Source organism: Nocardioides carbamazepini, assembly GCF_024614185.1.
GTDB lineage: Bacteria > Actinomycetota > Actinomycetes > Propionibacteriales > Nocardioidaceae > Nocardioides > Nocardioides carbamazepini.
In genome coordinates this window covers 557,123-574,061 of sequence record NZ_JAHTLF010000015.1, presented here as the reverse complement: position 1 = coordinate 574,061, position 16,939 = coordinate 557,123, and the positions used below count along the sequence as shown (strand labels likewise).

Sequence of the window (16,939 nt, the reverse complement as noted above, 5' to 3'; positions counted from 1 at the left end):
TACAGGAACCGGGCCGTTCTGGGGCCGGAGGGTTGCGCCGCGGCCCCCGACTCCGCTGGACTACTCCCCAACCCGCGCACAGCGGGATGTTCGTCGTACCCGAAACCGTGGAGGAAAACACCGTGACTTCGACCGCCACCGGCGGCACCAGCGCATCCGGCCCGACCGGACCCGCCGAGAGGATGGGCCTCAAGCAGGGGCAGGTGGTCCAGGAGCTCGGCTGGGACAACGACTCCGATGACGAGCTGCGCGTCGCGATCGAGGACGCCATCGACAGCGACCTGGTCGACGGCGACTACGGCAATGTCGTCGACGCGGCCCTGTTGTGGTGGCGCAGCGACGACGGCGACCTGGTCGACGGTCTCGTCGACGCCCTCACCGATCTCGTCGGCGGCGGCGTGATCTGGCTGCTGACCCCGAAGATCGGGCGTCCCGGCGCCGTCGACGCGGCCGACATCGCCGAGGCGGCGCCCATCGCCGGGCTCTCCCAGACCACCGCCGCGGCCGTCAGCAAGGACTGGGCAGCGACTCGACTGGTGGCGCCGAAGTCGATCACCTGACCCGGTGGGCTTCAATAGAGCCATGGGGACGCTCGCCAACCGGCTCACCGGCCGGGTCAAGGACGCCGGTACCAGCCTCAAGATCCTGACCGAGTCGGGCATCGTCCGTCCCTACTCGCCGCTGGTCGTCGCCGGCATGGCCAACGCGCTGCGCCGGTGGAGCACCACGCCCGCGGGCGGGTTCAAGACCATCGCGCTGCGGATGCCGACGCAGACCGCGATCATCGACGAGCGCGGCTCGCTCACCTTCGGTGAGCTGCAGTCGCGCACCAACGCCCTCGCGCACGGGCTGCGCGCCCGCGGGGTGCGTCCCGGTGACGGCGTGGCGGTGATGTGCCGCAACCACCGGGGGTTCATCGAGGCGTCCATCGCGATCAGCAAGCTCGGTGCCGACGTGCTCTACCTCAACACCGCGTTCGCCGGCCCCCAGCTGGCCGACGTGATCGCGCGGGAGCAGCCGCGGGTCGTCGTCCACGACGAGGAGTTCGCCGACCTGCTCGCCGGCGCCGACATCGCCGACCGGGTGCTCGGGTGGACCGATGGCTCGCCGGGGGAGGACAGCCTGGAGGGCCTGATCGCGGCCGGCCTGACCGCCGGCCGGACCGACGACCTCGCGCCGCCCGCCGGCAAGGGCCGCACCATCATCCTGACCTCGGGCACGACCGGCACGCCGAAGGGCGCCCCGCGCCCCCAGGGCGGCCTGCCGGCGGCGATCTCGCTGCTGTCGCGGATGCCGCTGCGCAGCGGCTGGAAGTGCCACGTGGCGGCTCCGCTGTTCCACACCTGGGGCTTCGCGCACTACCAGCTGGCGATGATGCTCGGCACCACGCTCGTGTTGACCCGCAGGTTCGACCCCGAGGACGCGCTGCGCCTGCTCCACGACGAGGAGTGCGACTCCTTCGCGGTCATCCCGGTGATGCTGCAGCGGATCCTCGCCCTGCCTGCCGACGTCCTGGACAGGTACCCGCTGCCGCACCTCAAGGCCGTCGCGTCCTCCGGCTCCGCCCTGCCGGGCGACCTGCCGACCCAGTGGATGGACCGCTTCGGCGACAACCTCTACTCGATCTACGGCTCCACCGAGGTCGCCTGGGCCTCGATCGCCTCCCCGCAGGACCTGCGCGAGGCGCCCGGTTGCGCCGGCCGGCTGCCGCACCAGACCGTCGTGCGGATCCTCGACACCGACGGCCGGGAGCTGCCGGTGGGGGAGTCCGGGCGGATCTTCGTCGGCAACAGCCTGCAGATCGAGGGCTACACCGGCGGCGGCGGCAAGGAGATGATCGACGGGCTGATGTCGTCCGGGGACGTCGGGCGGTTCGACGCCGAGGGCCGGCTGTACGTCGAGGGCCGCGACGACGAGATGATCGTCTCCGGCGGCGAGAACGTCTTCCCCAAGGAGGTCGAGGACTGCCTGGCCGCCCACGACCGGGTCTCCGAGGTCGCCGCCATCGGCATCGACGACCCCGACTTCGGCAAGCGGCTGCGCGCCTTCGTGGTCCGCGTCCCCGAGACCGAGCCGGTCAGCGCCGAGGAGCTCAAGGACCTCGTCAAGCAGCGCCTCGCCCGGTTCAAGGTGCCGCGCGAGATCGTGTTCCTCGACGAGCTGCCCCGCAACGCGACGGGCAAGGTCCTCAAGCGTGAGCTCGCCGCGTTCGATGTCACCGCGACGTCAGCCGCGTCCGACACGTCGGACACGCCCGACGCTCCCGGAACCACCGGATGAGGCCGGACGTGGCCGGACCAGCCAGCGCCGCGATCGGCATCGAGCTCGGGGGCCTCGCCCCCGACTTCACGCTGCGCGACCAGTTCGGGCAGGACGTCACGCTGTCGTCGTACCGCGGGGTCAAGGCGGTGGCGCTCGTCTTCTACCCCTTCGCGTTCAGCGGCGTCTGCAGTGGCGAGATGCACGGCATCCGCACCCGGCTCGACGAGTTCTTGACCTTCGACACCGAGGTGCTCGCGATCTCCTGCGACCCCGTCTATGCCCTCCGTGCGTTCAGCGACGCCGACGGCCTCAACTTCGGGCTGCTCAGCGACTTCTGGCCGCACGGCGCCGTCGCGCGGGCGTACGGCGTCTTCGACGAGCGCGGCGGCAGCCCCGAGCGGTCGTCGTACGTCATCGACAAGGCGGGCCGTCTGTCCTGGGCCGTGCACAACCCGAAGCCCGCCGCGCGGAGCGCCGACGACCTGCTCGACGCGCTGCGGGCGGCCGCGGGCTAGGCCGTTCGGCCCGTTCGCGTAGTCAGTTTGGGTCATTTTTCAACTATTTCTGCGCTACCGGTTGGATGGGCCCGATCCGGCCGCTAATCTTCTACTCGTCGAACCGCTGGCGACCCGAGACGCCGGCGGTTCGACTTTTTTTGGCACGAGCCGCGTTGGCCGCTCGTTTCGGCGCTCTGGTGCGGCTTCGGTACGCTGTCCCGGCTTCGGGGCGTATAGCTCAGCGGTAGAGCCCCTCGCTTACAACGAGGTGGTCGGGGGTTCGATCCCCTCTGCGCCCACTCGACGCGCGGCTTCGTGCGCGCGGCAGGTCAGCTGGTCTCGGCGTCGATCGCGGACCGCATCACGGCCTGCACCGGAACGGGCGGGGTCCCGTGGATGCGGGTGGTCCCGGCGAGGCCGACGCCGAGCATGAGCAGGCGGCCGGCAGCCTGGCGTGCCTGGGCCCGGTCGGGGTGGACGGCGGCCAGGACGGCGGCGAGCACGTCGGTGAGGTCGGCCAGGGTCTCCAGGTAGCTGGCGCCGACGAGCGGTCGCAGCTGGGCGTGCGCCCCCGCCTCCGCCCAGCGGTCGAGGGCCGTTCCTTCCTGGCCCTCCTCGCCCACCAGGTCGGCGAAGAACAGGGCGAGGGCGGCGCCCGCGGCGAGACCGGTGATCTCGTGCCGGTAGGTCTCGATCTCCGCCCGTGCGTAGTGGCGCCACGCCTCCGCGGCCAGCTCGTCGGTCGAGGCGAAGTGGTGGTGGATCTGGCCGGGGGAGCCGCGCAGCTCCTCGGCCACGACCCGGGCGGTCACGGCGCTCAGGCCGTCGCGGGCCACGACAGCGGCCGCCGCGTCCACGATCGACTGACGCCGCGCGGCACGGGCCAGGTAGCTCACCGGCCCGGCCGCCGCGTGATGCTCTCGGTGTCGGGCACCGAGCGCAGGAAGTCGATGGTGCGGGCGCGCAGTCCACTGCGTCGGTTCTCGATGATCTGCTCCGGGGGTGGGTCGTGAGGGCCGGTCGTCGGCGTGCGGTGCACATTACGGACGCAGGCCAGGTCCGTGCACAGCAGGAGTCCCACGGTGCTCAGCCGCCGGCGCTTGTCCTGGGAGGCGCGCGGCGCGGTGAAGAGCGAGACCTCGTTGAACCGACGGGTGAACCGGCACAGGTCGCACATGACGGCGCGGGAGGCGAGGGCCGGCTGGCTGGGGTTCTGTCGCAGGAGCACGCCGGCCGCCTCGCCGTCGACGTCCGCGACCAGGTACGCGCGCTGGTAGGCCCGGGTGTCGCGCCACCCGAGGTAGTCGATCCGCTCCCAGCGGGTGTCGTCGAACCACGCGGGCAGGCGGACCCGTGCGGTCGCGGGGTACAGGTTCATGACGCAGCGACGTACCTCGTCGCGGGTCAGGGGGCGCATTGCGTTGCCTCCTCGGAGTTGGACACGAGTACAAATTGTATCAGTGTCCAACTCTGGGTCGAGGCCTCAGTGCACGGCGTTGACGATCAGCGCGATCCCGAGGATGCCGACGACCGCGGAGCCAGCGACGTGGGTGACGAGGTGTCCACGCGGGCTCGACCTGCCGTGGAGGATGCCGCCCGCCGCGATCAGGAGCGCCTGCCAGGCCAGCGACGAGAGCCCGACGCCGGCCACGAACACGGCGGCCGTCGCCGGACCGGCGGTCAGGGCGCCCAAGCCCGCGATGATCGCGGTGAAGTAGACCAGCGTGGCCGGGTTGATGAGAGTGAGCATGAAGAACCGTGCGAACCGTCCCACTCCCCGTCCGAGATCCTCGACCGGCCCCTCCGACGCCACGCGGCGCACCCGCGCCAACCCCTGGGTGCCGATCGCGACCAGGAGCAATCCGCCGACGATCGCCGGCCATGGCTCGAGCCGGGACACGACCGGTGCGGCGGCAGCACCGAGGAGGACTGCCAGCGCGCAGTAGAGGACGTCCACGGTAGCCACGGCCAGCGCCGCGGGCAGTGCTCGACGCGTCCCGTACCGGCTGCCTTCGCGCAGCAGCAACACGCCGATCGCGCCCAAGGGAACGGCCAGGGCGAGGCCGGCGAGCACGCCACTTCCGATCGCTTCTGTGATGCCCATGGCGGCACCCTGCCCGAGGCCATGACCACGGCCGGAGAATCATGCAGTCGGCACCTCTATCTTTGAGGCATGGACGAGCTCGATGCCCGGATCGTGGAGATACTTGTCGCGGACGGGCGCGCTTCGTTCAGCCGGATCGGCGGCGAGATCGGACTGAGCACCAACGCCACCGCCGCCAGGATCCGCCGGCTCGAGGCCCAGGGGGTGATCGTCGGCTACCGGGCGATCCTCGCCCAGGAGACACCGGAGCCCGATGCCGGGATCGAGGGGTTCATCGATGTCCGGCTGCCCCCGGAATCGGACTCCGCGGAGTTCCTCGCCTGGGCCGGACGACACCGGGCGGTTGCCGATGCGGTGCACGTCACCGGCCCCTACGACTATCTCCTTCACATCCGGGTCCGTGACATGCGGGCCCTCGACCAGCTCCTGCGTGAGCTGAAGACCACGGGACGGGCATCGCAGACCCAGACGCGCATCGCGCTGCGCTGACCGCGTCCTCGCGGTTTGGCGGCGCACCGCCACCAGGGTGTCGCGATGGCCTTCTCGGTTCTGCCAACAGGTCGACAGAAACTGTGCCAAGGTGATCGCCATGCACCGCTCGTCGCCTCGTGTCGCCCTCGCCCTCCTCCTGTCCCTCCTGGTCGCCGGAGCCACCGTCGCACTGGCCGCGCCGGCCCAGGCCGACCGCTGGACGTACGACGACGCGGCCGGCGACGTCACGACGCAGGCGACGACCGACACCTCGATCACCGTCACGCCCCTGCCCGAGCAGGCGAACGGGGACATCGTGCAGGTGACGGGCACACACAAGGCCCGGAAGGTGAGCATCACGATGCGGATGCGCGCGCCGCTCACGGGCCCTTTCATGATCAGCGCCATGCTCAGGGTCCCGGGCAACCGGTTCATGGTGATGTCCCCGAAGATGCCGGGGTTCTCCAGCACTGAGCTGATGGAGTTCTCCATGGAGGACGACGCGCGTCGCTGCCGCGGGATCAAGCGCACCGTCGGTGCCGACCGCATGTCGGTGCGGATCGCGATCCCGCGCTCGTGCCTGGGCAACCCGCGGTGGTTCAAGTTCGGTGCGGTGCTGACGACCGTCGCCCTGTTCACCGACGCGAGCTACGACGACGACGCACTGGCGACCGGGATGACGCTGTACGGCATGCCGGCGATGTCGCCGAAGATCAAGCGCTGAGCGAGCTCCGCCGCTCCCGGGCATGAGAACCCTCTCATCGAGGACTCATGCCTGCCTCACGCCCGGTCGGGATGGTTGCGGTGTCGACGAGGAGTCGACACCCACCGATCGAGGAGGAACCGATGAAGAAGCCCCTGATGCTCGCGGTCAGCGGCCTGGCCGGTCTGACGGCGACGGGCGTCGCGGTCAGCGTGCTGGCCTGGCCCGCCCAGGCCGACGGCGACACGAAGCTCGCGGTCAAGCGCGAGCAGGACACGCCGGACATCGTGCTCGTCGCCGATGACGACGACCCGGACGGCGACGACCTCCGCGCCCGGGCCGCCGACGACGACACCAACGTGACGAACCAGGACACCCGGACCGCCAACACCGCCAACACGCGCAGCGACCGCAGCCGGACCGGCAACCGCAGCGGTCGCGACAACAGCCGCACCGGCCGGGCCAAGGTGGACTGGACCAACGACGGTCCCGGACCCAAGACCCGCGACTGGTCGCGCAACCACACCAACGACCGCAGCCGCAACAACACCCGGGGCTGACCTTCGATGAGCGCCGCGCTGTCGTCCTGGGACCTTGCCGAGGGTGACGCGATCACCCCCGAGCTGACCGCGTTGCGGCTGCTCGGGGGTGGCTCGGCGTACGAGGCCTACCTCGCGTTCGACGAGATCACCTACGGCCCCGTCGTGGTGAAGGTCGTCCGGCCGGCGGAGGCCCAGGACGAGCACACCCGGGACAACCTGGTCCGGGAGGCGACCGCCCTCGACGTCGCCCACCACCCGGTCACCGTCCGCGGACTGCGGTACGACGTCGCCGGGCCGCGCCCGCACCTCGTGCTCGAGCACGTGGAGGGACCCAGCCTGGCCGGGCTGATCCGCCGGCACCGACGCCTCTCCCCGCAGCAGTACCTCCCGCTGGCGGTGGACCTCGCCTCGGCGCTGCACTTCTTCCGGCACGCCGACGTGTGCCACCTCGACCTCAAGCCCAGCAACGTGATCATGGGCTCGCCGGCGCGGCTGATCGACTTCTCGGTGGCCCGCCAGGCCGCCCACGCGGCAGAGATCACCGGCCACATCGGCACCGACGCCTACATGGCTCCGGAGCAGGCCGCGCCCGGCGCGGCGTACGGCGTCCCCGGTCAGGCGAGCGACGTGTGGGGCCTCGGGGCGACGCTGTTCCACGCGATCGCGGGCTACCGCCCGTTCCGCGACGGCGACCCGGACGCGGCCGGGGCGGCCGACCGCTTCCCCCAGCTCCTCGAGGCACCGGTGGAGCTGCCCGACGACGTACCCGCCGTGGTGGCGAAGGTCGTCCACGCCCTGCTCGAGCCGGACCCGGCCGCCCGTCCGCTGCCGCGCGAGGTCGCCGAGGCGCTCGAGCCCGAGATCGCCGCGCTGCCGGCGCCGAGGCTCCACTGGAAGGGTTGAGTCGTCGCTTCTGACCCGTTGAGTGGTCACTTCTGGTCCACGCTCGTGCAGAACTGACGAGTCAACGGGTCAGAACTGACGAGTCAAGGGGTCAGAACTGACGAGTCAAGGGGTCAGAACCGACGAGTCAACGGTCGAAGCGGTAGCCCATCCCGCGCACGGTGGTGATGGAGCGGGAGCCGAGCTTGCGGCGCAGGTAGCCGACGTAGACGTCGACCACGTTGGAGCCGGGGTCGAAGTCCAGACCCCAGACGTGGTCGAGCAGCTGCTCGCGGGACAGCACCTGGCCGGCGTTGCGCAGGAAGATCTCGGCGAGGGCGAACTCGCGGGCGGACAGCTCCACCTCGGTGCCCGACACGGTCGCGCGGCGGGTGCGCAGGTCCAGCTCGATCCCGCCGGCGGAGAGCTGGTCGCCGGTGCCGTTGGTCGTGGTGGTGGACGGCGTGGCTTGGCGTAGGCGCAGCCGCACCCGGGCGTTGAGCTCGGCGAACCGGAACGGCTTGGGCATGTAGTCGTCCGCGCCGCCTTCGAGCGCGGTCACGGTGTCGGTCACCGAGTCGCGGGCGGTGAGCACGATGACGGGGATCCGGGAGCCCTGCGAGCGCAGCTGGTCGAGCAGCTCGAAGCCGTCCATGCCGGGCAGGCCGATGTCGAGCACGACCAGGTCGACGTCGCCCGCGAGGGCGTGGTCGAGGCCGGCCGGCCCGTCGGCGGCCACCGTGGTGCGGTGTCCCTCGGCGCGCAGGCCCTTGGCGACGAAGGACGCGATCCGCTCCTCGTCCTCGACGATCAGGATGTGGGCCATGACGCTCCCTTCGGCTCGACGACGGCGGGCGTGACCGGGGGCGGGACGACCGGCAGGACGGCGGGTACGTCGAGGACGAACCGCGCTCCGGGACCGGCCCGGTGCGGGTCGACGTACGCCGTCCCGCCGTGTGCCTGCGCGATGGCGCCGACGATCGACAACCCGAGTCCGAACCCCTCGTCGCCCGCGGGGACGGCCGCCCGGCCGAACCGGCCGAAGATCCGCTCACGGTCCTCCGGGGCGACCCCGGCCCCGTCGTCGTGGACCCAGCAGCGCAGCGTGGCGCCGACAACGGCCGCGCCGATCGCGATCCGACCACCCGGCGCGGTGTGCTTGACCGCGTTGTCAGCCAGGGCGAGCAGTGCCTGGGTGATCCGCTGCCCGTCGAGCACGACCTCCGTCGGCAGGCCGGGGGACGCCTCCAGCACCCAGTCCCGCCGGCCGAGGGCGCTGGCCTTGCTGAGCACCGCGGCAAGCAGGGCGGACGGGTCGGTGGGCCCGGGGGAGAGGAAGTCGGGCCGGTCGCTCTTGGCCAGCACGATCAGGTCGCCGACCAGCCGCGCCATCCGGTCGACCTCGTCGAGCAGCAGTGTCCGCGTCTCGGCGACCTCCTGCGGGCTGCCGACGTCGAGGAGCTCGAGATGGCCGCGGAGTACGGTGAGCGGGGTCCGCAGCTCGTGGCCGGCGTCGTCGAGGAACTGACGCTGCCCGGCGAACGCGTGCTCCAGCCGGTCGAGCATGCCGTTGACGGTGCGGGTGAGTGCCGTGATGTCGTCGTTGCCGCGCTCGGGCAGCCGTCGGGACAGGTCGGTGGCACTCGTCGCCTCGGCGGCCACGCGCAGCGACCGCAGCGGACGGAGCAGCCGTCCGGACACCCAGGCCGCGGTGCCGGTGACGAGCACGGCGGACAGGGCGGCGACGAGGGCGTAGGTGCGCATCGTCTGGAGCAGCTCGCCGCGGTCCTCGGCGAGGAAGGTGGCGACGAGCAGGGCGCCGCGTTGGCTGCCCTGGGTCACCGGTTGTGCGGTGATGCGTACGTCGCCGCGGTCGGTCTGCAGGTGGGTCGTCCCGCCGTCGATCACCAAGGGCGCCACGGCGTCGAGGAAGCGCGGGTCGTCGACGAGGGCGTCCTCGGGGAACTGCACGATCCTGCCGTCGCCGATCCAGCCGACGAGGAGCTCGTCGTCGTCGGGCACGTTGCGCTTGAGGAATCCCTCCAGCAGGTCCTGGACCGAGGTGAAGTCGCCGGTCTTCTGGAGCGCGACGAACTCGTCGAGCTCCTGCTCGACCTCGCGCTGGACGGCGTCGGTGACCGCGCGGCTCTCGACCCAGTAGACGATCAGCCCGGCACCGGCGAGGGCGACGGTGACGAGGAGCGCGACGGCCGCGGTGATCCGGGTCCGGACCGACAGACCGGCCCGGTCCGGGCGCCGCTCAGTCGTCATCGGGCTCGTCGTCGGGCTCGTCGTCGGGCGCGTCGTCGGGTTGGTCGTCCTGCGGGTCGGGCCCGTCGTCGCGGTCGTCGCGCCCACCCCGGTCGTCGCGCCCACCCCGGTCGTCGCCCCGGCCCCGGTTGTCGTCACCGTCATCGTCGTCGTCATCGTCGATCTTGGGCTGCGGCGTGATCACCGCCGTGCGCGGCGGGGTGGGCTCGCTCGCGGGTGAGGTGGGGGACGAGCCCGGGACGGGGGTCTCGGTGGGCTGGACGGAGCCGAGGTCGAGCGGCGTGCGTGGGGTGGGCTCGCCGGCCCCCGCGCGCACCATCGCGGCGACGACGAACCCGGCCAGCACCAGCAGTGCCGCGACCGGAAGCAGCACCTTTCCCACACGGCTCATGACGCCACCATCCTGCCCGATGATGGGCCGCCGGTGAGACTCTCATGAGAGTGCTCTCATCTCGTCTTCGATGGGCCGAGCGTGTCGGATATCGAGCTCGCCGGGCTGTCCTCGCTGCCGGGTACGCGGATGCATCCTTTCGAGGGGGCGCGAGGTGGGGCGGCGGGCCTAGGGTGGTGGCTGTCACATCCGTCTGCCCTGGGAGGCCCCGCGTGTTCGTCCCGTTCAGCGTCAACGACTTCCTCGACCGGGCCGTCCAGGTGTACGGCGAGCGGGTGGGTGTCGTCGACGAGCCGACCCAGCCCGCGGCTAGCCAGGGCGAGCTCACCTACGCGCAGATCGGCGCGCTGGCCCGCCGCCAGGCGGCGAAGCTCGACGAGCTGGGGATCGGCGTCGGCGACCGGGTCGCCGTCGTCAGCCACAACAGCAGTCGCCTGCTGACGTCCTTCTTCGGGGTCAGCGGCTGGGGACGGGTGCTGGTGCCGGTGAACTTCCGGCTCAGCCCCGACGAGGTGCAGTACATCGTGGAGCACTCCGGGGCCCGGGTGCTCTATGTCGACCCCGAGCTGGAGGAATCGCTGGCGGGCGTCACCTGCGAGCAGAAGTACGTCCTCGGCGAGGACGACGCGCTCTATGCAGCGCCGGGCGTGGAGCCCAAGGCGTGGGACTACGACGAGAGCGCGACCGCGACCATCAACTACACCTCGGGCACGACCGCGCGGCCCAAGGGGGTGCAGATCACCCACCGCAACATCTGGGTCAACGCGCTGACCTTCGGCCTGCACGCGGGGATCAGCGACCGGGACGTCTACCTGCACACCCTCCCTCAGTTCCACGCCAACGGCTGGGGGATGCCGTTCGCGATGACAGGCATCGGGGCGCGGCACATCATCCTGCGCAAGGTCGACGGTGCCGAGATCCTGCGCCGGGTCCGCGACCACGGGGTGACCGTGATGTGCGCGGCGCCGGCCGTCGCGGCGGCCGTGCTGGAGGCGGCGCAGACCTGGGAGGGCGAGATCCCCGGACGCGACCGGGTACGGATCATCATGGCCGGTGCCCCGCCGCCGACGAAGACCGTGATCCGCGTGCAGGAGGAGCTGGGGTGGGAGTTCATCCAGATCTACGGCCTCACCGAGACCTCACCGCTGCTGACGATCAACCGCACCCGCGCCGAGTGGGACGACCTGTCCGCCGAGGAGCGGGCCACCCGGCTGACGAGGGCGGGCGCCCCGGCGATCGGCGTCCGACTGGCGATCGACGAGTCGGAGGAGGGCGCCGGCGAGGTGCTCGCCCGCTCGAACGTGATCCTCGAGGGCTACTGGGAGCAGCCCGAGGAGTCCGCCGCGGCGCTGGCCGACGGCTGGTTCCACACCGGCGACGGTGGCTACCTGGGCGACGACGGCTACCTCACCATCGCCGACCGCAAGAAGGACGTCATCATCACCGGTGGTGAGAACGTCACCTCGATCGAGGTCGAGGACACCCTGTTCTCCCACCCGGCCGTGGCCGAGGTCGCGGTGATCGGCGTGCCGAGCGAGAAGTGGGGCGAGACCATCAAGGCGCTCGTCGTGCTCTCCGCCGACGCGAGCGCCGGGCCCGAGATGGAGGCCGAGCTGATCCGCTGGTGCAAGGACCGGCTGGCCGGCTACAAGGCGCCGACCTCGGTCGAGTTCCGCGACGAGCTGGCCCGGACGGCGACCGGCAAGCTGCAGAAGTTCAAGCTGCGCGCGCCCTACTGGGAGGGGCTCACCCGCCAGGTGAACTGATCGGCCGGGACGAGGGAGGCCGCCCAGCCGGCGGACTGCCAGGCATCGACGGTTGCGCGGGCCCAGCCGGGATCGCCGGTCTCGACGATGTCGACCTCGGTGCCCGCCGGGCTCGGCGCCGGCGGCTCGAGCGGCTGTCCGCTGATCGGGTCCAGCAGGTCGGGGGCGCCGTCGACGCAGGTGACGCGGCGCAGGCCGATGCCGAGGCGCCGCTGGTGCCGGGCCAGGCTGAGCGCGGCGATCCCCGCGGCGCCGTACCCGACGACGGAGAGGGCGTCCGGCGGGTGCACCGACGAGCCCCGGGCGTAGCGGACCGAGCGGAGCAGGTCGCGTCCGTCCTCCCACGTCGGTACGACGACCCGGACCCCGCCGCGGGTCGCGATCCGGCTCGCCAGCGCGCTGACGGCGTCGGCGTCCGTGCGGACCGCGGGGTGCCACAGCAGGAGCGTGTCGAGGTTCGGGTGGCCGTGCACGGCCACCTGGATGCCGGGCGCCTGCGGGGAAGTCACGACACCACCGTAGGCTGAGCGTCCACAGGTCCGCGGTGCAGGAACCCGGTGTGAGACCGGGGCGGTTCCGCCACTGTGATCCCCGCCATCTCGATGGTCGGGGAGAGCCAGACACTGGCCGCGGACGACACCTACCGATGACGGGGCGAGAACCCCGAGGAGGCTTTGAGCGTCATGGCGCGCATCGCACTGCTGTCCACGTCCGACACCGACCTGCTCTCCGCGCGGGCGAGCGGCGCCGACTATCGCTGGGCCAACCCGAGCCGGTCCGCGCTCGACGCGCTCGTCGGCCTCGCCGACGCCAGCGACCTCGTGGTGATCCGGCTCCTGGGCTCCCCCCAGCAGTACGACGCCGAGCTGGCCGCGCTGCGGGGGACCGGGCGTCCGCTCGTGGTGCTCGGCGGCGAGCAGACGCCCAGCGCGGAGCTGATGGAGACCTCGACCGTTCCGGTGGGGGTCGCGGCCGAGGCACACCGCTACCTGGCCGAGGGGGGCCCGCGGAACCTCGCGCAGCTGCACGCCTTCCTCTCCGACACGGTGCTGCTCACCGGTGAGGGCTTCGAGGCGCCGGAGGTGATCCCGGCCTGGGGGCTGGTCGAGCGCCCCGCTGCGGTAGTCCCGGGCCACAAGCACCGGGCATCGGATGAGAACGGTGCTTGTGAGCCGGGAGTATCGCGACGGGCTCGAGTGGGAGTGCTCTTCTACCGGGCCCACCAGGCCAGCGGGAACACCACCTTCGTGCACGCGCTCTGCGACGCGATCGACGCCACCGGCGAGGCGGTCGGCGTCCCGATCTTCGCGGGCTCGCTGCGCGCCGCGCCCGACGAGCTGTTCACCGCGCTCGGCGAGCTCGACGCGCTGGTCGTGACCGTGCTCGCCGCGGGCGGCTCGACCCCCGCCGCCGCGAGCGCCGGCGGGGACGACGAGACCTGGGACGTGGAGCGGATCGCCGCCCTCGACATCCCCGTCCTGCAGGGCCTGTGCCTGACCAGCAGCCGCGCCGAGTGGGCGGCCTCCGACGACGGCGTCACGCCGCTCGACTATGCCAACCAGGTCGCGATCCCCGAGTTCGACGGGCGGATCAGCACGGCGCCGTTCTCGTTCAAGGAGCTGGACGACGCAGGCCTGCCGTCGTACGTCGCCGACCCGGAGCGGGCGGCCCGCGTCGCCGGGCTCGCGGTCAACTACGCCCGGCTGCGGAAGATCCCCAACGCCGAGAAGCGGATCGCGCTGATGCTGAGCGCCTACCCGACCAAGCACTCCCGGATCGGCAACGCCGTCGGTCTCGACACGCCGGTCTCGGCGGTGCGGATGCTGCGCCGGCTGCGCGACGCGGGCTACGACGTCGGCGACGGCTTCGGCGTCCTCGACCTCGACGACGACACGGTCGCCGGGGACACGCTGATCCATGCGCTCATCGCCGCCGGCGGCCAGGACGAGGAGTGGTTGACGACCGCGCAGCTCACGGATGCGCACGTGCGGGTCAGCAAGGCCGACTACGACGCCTGGACCGCGGACCTGCCGGCCGACCTGCGCGGTGACATGGTCGAGGCCTGGGGCGAGTCGCCCGGCACGCTCTTCGTCAACGACAGCGACGAGATCGTGCTCGCCACCCTGCAGGCCGGCAACGTCGTGGTGATGATCCAGCCGCCCCGCGGCTTCGGCGAGAACCCGGTCGCGATCTACCACGACCCGGACCTCGCGCCGTCGCACCATTACCTGGCGGCGTACCGCTGGGTGGGCAGTGCTGTTGAAAGGGGAGGCTTCGGAGCCCACGCCGTCGTCCACCTCGGCAAGCACGGCTCGATGGAGTGGCTGCCGGGCAAGAACGCCGCGCTGTCGGCGTCCTGCGCCACCGACGCGGCGATCGGCAGCATGCCGCTGATCTACCCGTTCCTCGTCAACGACCCCGGCGAGGGCGCGCAGGCCAAGCGCCGCGCCCACGCGACGATCATCGACCACCTCATCCCCCCGATGGCGCGCGCCGAGAGCTATGGCGACATCGCGCGGCTCGAGGGGCTGCTGGAGGAGTACGACAAGATCTCCGCGATGGATCCGGCCAAGCTGGCCGCGATCCGTGGCGAGATCTGGCAGCTCATGCACGCCGCCGAGCTGCACCGTGACCTCGGCCTCGACGAGAAGCCCGGGGACGACGACTTCGACGACTTCCTGCTGCACGTCGACGGTTGGCTCTGCGAGATCAAGGACGTCCAGATCCGCGACGGCCTGCACGTTCTCGGCCAGGCGCCGGAGGATGAGGGCCGGGTCAACCTGGTCCTCGCCATCCTGCGCGCCGCGCAGGTCTGGGGCGGACGGGCGCAGGCCGTACCGGGCCTGCGAGCCGCCCTGGGACTGGCGCCCGACGCCCCGACCGTCGAGGTCGACCGGGTCGAGGCCGAGGCTCGTGCTCTCGTGGAGGCCATGGAGAAGTCGGGCTGGGACCCGGCCCGTGTCGACGAGCTCCACCCGGCCGACGACGTACGACGGGTGCTGGCGTTCGCGGCCACCGAGGTCGTCCCGCGGCTGGCCCGGACCACCGACGAGCTCGACCACACGCTGCACGCCCTGGCCGGTGGCTACGTCCCCGCCGGCCCGTCCGGCTCGCCGTTGCGCGGGCTGGTCAACGTGCTGCCGACCGGGCGGAACTTCTACACCGTCGACCCGCGCGCCGTCCCGTCCCGGCTCGCCTGGCAGACCGGCCAGGCGATGGCGGAGTCGCTGGTGGCGCGCTACGTCGATGAGGAGGGGAGCTACCCCGAGTCGGTCGGCCTCTCGGTCTGGGGCACCTCGGCCATGCGGACGTCCGGCGACGACATCGCCGAGGTGCTCGCGCTGCTGGGCGTCCGCCCCGAGTGGGACGAGGCGTCCAAGCGGGTGCACACGCTGACCGTCATCCCGCTGGAGGAGCTCGGCCGCCCGCGCATCGACGTCACCGTGCGGATCTCCGGTTTCTTCCGGGACGCCTTCCCGCACGTGGTCACGATGCTCGATGACGCGGTCCGGCTGGTGGCCGCCCTCGACGAGCCGCTCGACCAGAACTTCGTACGGGCGCACGCGCAGGCCGACGTGGCCGAGCACGGTGACGAGCGGCGCGCGACCACCCGGATCTTCGGCTCCAAGCCGGGCTCCTACGGCGCCGGCATCCTGCAGGCGGTCGAGTCCGGGTCCTGGCGCGACGACGCCGACCTCGCCGAGGTCTACACCGCGTGGGGCGGCTTCGCCTACGGGCGCGACCTGGACGGCGTACCCGCCTCCGACGACATGCGCGCCAACTACCGGCGGATCAAGGTCGCCGCCAAGAACATCGACACCCGCGAGCACGACATCGCCGACAGTGACGACTACTTCCAGTACCACGGCGGCATGGTCGCCACGATCCGCGCGCTGACCGGCGACTCGCCCAAGGCCTACGTCGGCGACTCGACCTCGCCCGACGCGGTCCGCACCCGCACCCTGCAGGAGGAGACCAACCGGGTCTTCCGGGCGCGCGTGGTCAACCCACGCTGGATCGGCGCCATGCAGCGCCACGGCTACAAGGGCGCCTTCGAGCTGGCCGCGACCGTCGACTACCTGTTCGGGTTCGACGCGACCGCCGGCGTCGTGCACGACTGGATGTACGAGTCGCTGGCGAAGTCCTACGTGCTCGACGAGACCAACCAGGAGTTCCTGCGGAGGTCGAACCCGTGGGCGCTGCGCAGCATCGTCGAGCGGCTGCACGAGGCGAAGGACCGCGGCCTGTGGGAGTCGCCGGATCCCGAGGTGCTGGCTGCGCTGCAGGCGGCGTACCTCGATGTCGAGGGCGATCTGGAAGACCGATGAGCGCGTCCGTTCGGGTGCTCGGCTTCGGGATGGGGCCGCAGCACGTCACGCCGGAGGTCGCCACGGCGCTCGCGGCCTGCGACTACGCACTGGCGGTGCGGAAGGGCGACGACGACCCGCTGCTCGCCGTCCGGCAGGCGGTCGCGGATGCGCACGGCATCGAGCTGGTCGTCGTACGGGATCCGGAGCGGGACCGCTCGCCGGGCCTGGACCGGACGGGCTACGAGGGTGCCGTGACCGACTGGTACGCCGCCCGGCTGGCCGCCTACCGATCCGTGTTGTCCTCACGGGGTGGGATCTGTGCGTTCCTGGTCTGGGGTGACCCGTCGCTGTACGACGGCACCATCCGCATCGTGCGGGAGCTGGGCGTCGAGTTCGACGTGCTGCCCGGCGTCAGCGCGCCACAGGTGCTCGCCGCGCGGCACGGGATCGTGCTGCACCAGGTCGGGCAGCCGGTCCACGTGACGACCGCGCGCCGGCTGCGCGCCGACGTCGCGGCCGGGCAGCGCAACCTCGTCGTGATGCTCACCGCGGGCGTCGACCTCGACGGCTTCGCCGACTGGGACGTCTGGTGGGGTGCCAACCTCGGCGGGGCGGGGGAGCGGCTCGTCGCCGGCCGGGTCGGTGACGTGGTCGCCGACATCGAGGCCGCCCGCCTGGCCGCGAAGGCCGAGGCCGGCTGGGTGATGGATCTCTTCCTGCTCCGCGGGCCGGAGGTCTGA

General features: G+C 71.9%; 17 protein-coding genes, 1 tRNA gene and 1 riboswitch. Of the genes, 11 read left to right on the top strand and 7 right to left on the bottom strand.

Features of this window, described 5'->3' with window-relative positions:
• Positions 1–122 precede the first annotated feature (122 nt).
• From KVF89_RS12690 to KVF89_RS12675, 4 genes are all read left to right on the top strand, one after another.
• Entirely contained in the window at positions 123–560 is a 438-nt protein-coding gene (locus KVF89_RS12690) for a DUF3052 domain-containing protein (RefSeq protein ID WP_443689998.1), read from the top strand.
• Between the two features lie 22 nt (positions 561–582).
• Positions 583–2,280, top strand: coding sequence for an AMP-binding protein (locus KVF89_RS12685; RefSeq protein WP_257425925.1), 1,698 nt, complete (start codon positions 583–585; stop codon positions 2,278–2,280).
• An 8-nt stretch (positions 2,281–2,288) separates the two neighbouring features.
• Positions 2,289–2,777, top strand: a complete 489-nt coding sequence (locus KVF89_RS12680) for a peroxiredoxin (protein WP_257425924.1) — start codon at positions 2,289–2,291, stop codon at positions 2,775–2,777.
• 209 nt (positions 2,778–2,986) lie between these two features.
• Positions 2,987–3,058: transfer RNA gene (locus KVF89_RS12675), tRNA-Val, on the top strand.
• A gap of 30 nt (positions 3,059–3,088) precedes the next feature.
• Here the strand turns inward: KVF89_RS12675 and KVF89_RS12670 are convergent.
• The 3 genes from KVF89_RS12670 to KVF89_RS12660 all read right to left on the bottom strand — a co-directional run bounded on the left by KVF89_RS12670 (position 3,089) and on the right by KVF89_RS12660 (position 4,863).
• Positions 3,089–3,655, bottom strand: a complete 567-nt coding sequence (locus KVF89_RS12670) for a TetR family transcriptional regulator (RefSeq protein ID WP_257425923.1) — start codon at positions 3,653–3,655, stop codon at positions 3,089–3,091.
• Positions 3,652–4,176: an FBP domain-containing protein gene (locus KVF89_RS12665; RefSeq protein ID WP_257425922.1), complete on the bottom strand. Its 525-nt coding sequence runs from the start codon at positions 4,174–4,176 to the stop codon at positions 3,652–3,654. The genes KVF89_RS12670 and KVF89_RS12665 overlap by 4 nt, the downstream gene beginning before the upstream one ends.
• A gap of 66 nt (positions 4,177–4,242) precedes the next feature.
• The gene (locus tag KVF89_RS12660; protein WP_257425921.1) at positions 4,243–4,863 is read right to left on the bottom strand and encodes a LysE family translocator; all 621 of its coding nucleotides are present in this window, start codon (positions 4,861–4,863) and stop codon (positions 4,243–4,245) included.
• 69 nt (positions 4,864–4,932) lie between these two features.
• Between KVF89_RS12660 and KVF89_RS12655 the strand changes: the two genes are divergently transcribed.
• From KVF89_RS12655 to KVF89_RS12640, 4 genes are all read left to right on the top strand, one after another.
• A complete protein-coding gene (locus KVF89_RS12655) occupies positions 4,933–5,352 on the top strand; it encodes an Lrp/AsnC family transcriptional regulator (protein ID WP_257425920.1) in 420 nt (139 codons plus the stop codon).
• A 100-nt stretch (positions 5,353–5,452) separates the two neighbouring features.
• Positions 5,453–6,058 carry a hypothetical protein gene (locus tag KVF89_RS12650; RefSeq protein WP_257425919.1) on the top strand — a complete coding sequence of 202 codons (606 nt, stop codon included), beginning with the start codon at positions 5,453–5,455 and terminating at the stop codon, positions 6,056–6,058.
• A gap of 122 nt (positions 6,059–6,180) precedes the next feature.
• Positions 6,181–6,597 carry a hypothetical protein gene (locus tag KVF89_RS12645; RefSeq protein ID WP_257425918.1) on the top strand — a complete coding sequence of 139 codons (417 nt, stop codon included), beginning with the start codon at positions 6,181–6,183 and terminating at the stop codon, positions 6,595–6,597.
• Positions 6,598–6,603: 6 nt separating this feature from the next.
• The gene (locus tag KVF89_RS12640) at positions 6,604–7,482 is read left to right on the top strand and encodes a serine/threonine-protein kinase (protein ID WP_257425917.1); all 879 of its coding nucleotides are present in this window, start codon (positions 6,604–6,606) and stop codon (positions 7,480–7,482) included.
• Positions 7,483–7,609: 127 nt separating this feature from the next.
• Here KVF89_RS12640 and KVF89_RS12635 read toward each other — a convergent pair whose 3' ends face one another.
• Genes KVF89_RS12635 through KVF89_RS12625 form a run of 3 tightly spaced genes read right to left on the bottom strand, consistent with a single transcriptional unit; the run spans position 7,610 to position 10,123 of the window.
• Positions 7,610–8,287 (bottom strand): response regulator transcription factor, encoded by a 678-nt coding sequence (locus KVF89_RS12635; protein ID WP_257425916.1) that lies wholly within the window; start codon positions 8,285–8,287, stop codon positions 7,610–7,612.
• A complete protein-coding gene (locus KVF89_RS12630; protein ID WP_257425915.1) occupies positions 8,272–9,732 on the bottom strand; it encodes a sensor histidine kinase in 1,461 nt (486 codons plus the stop codon). Before KVF89_RS12630 ends, KVF89_RS12635 begins: the two co-directional genes overlap by 16 nt.
• Positions 9,722–10,123, bottom strand: a complete 402-nt coding sequence (locus KVF89_RS12625; RefSeq protein ID WP_257425914.1) for a hypothetical protein — start codon at positions 10,121–10,123, stop codon at positions 9,722–9,724. The genes KVF89_RS12630 and KVF89_RS12625 overlap by 11 nt, the downstream gene beginning before the upstream one ends.
• A 212-nt stretch (positions 10,124–10,335) precedes the next feature.
• Between KVF89_RS12625 and KVF89_RS12620 the strand changes: the two genes are divergently transcribed.
• Positions 10,336–11,889, top strand: coding sequence for an AMP-binding protein (locus KVF89_RS12620; protein WP_257425913.1), 1,554 nt, complete (start codon positions 10,336–10,338; stop codon positions 11,887–11,889).
• Here the strand turns inward: KVF89_RS12620 and KVF89_RS12615 are convergent.
• Positions 11,856–12,398 carry a hypothetical protein gene (locus tag KVF89_RS12615; RefSeq protein WP_257425912.1) on the bottom strand — a complete coding sequence of 181 codons (543 nt, stop codon included), beginning with the start codon at positions 12,396–12,398 and terminating at the stop codon, positions 11,856–11,858. The two genes, KVF89_RS12620 and KVF89_RS12615, sit on opposite strands and share 34 nt — an antisense overlap.
• Before the next feature lie 16 nt (positions 12,399–12,414).
• A riboswitch (cobalamin riboswitch) is annotated at positions 12,415–12,535 on the top strand.
• A gap of 37 nt (positions 12,536–12,572) precedes the next feature.
• Between KVF89_RS12615 and cobN the strand changes: the two genes are divergently transcribed.
• Positions 12,573–16,217, top strand: coding sequence for a cobaltochelatase subunit CobN (cobN, locus tag KVF89_RS12610; protein ID WP_257425911.1), 3,645 nt, complete (start codon positions 12,573–12,575; stop codon positions 16,215–16,217).
• Positions 16,214–16,939 carry an SAM-dependent methyltransferase gene (locus KVF89_RS12605; protein WP_257425910.1) on the top strand — a complete coding sequence of 242 codons (726 nt, stop codon included), beginning with the start codon at positions 16,214–16,216 and terminating at the stop codon, positions 16,937–16,939. The genes cobN and KVF89_RS12605 overlap by 4 nt, the downstream gene beginning before the upstream one ends.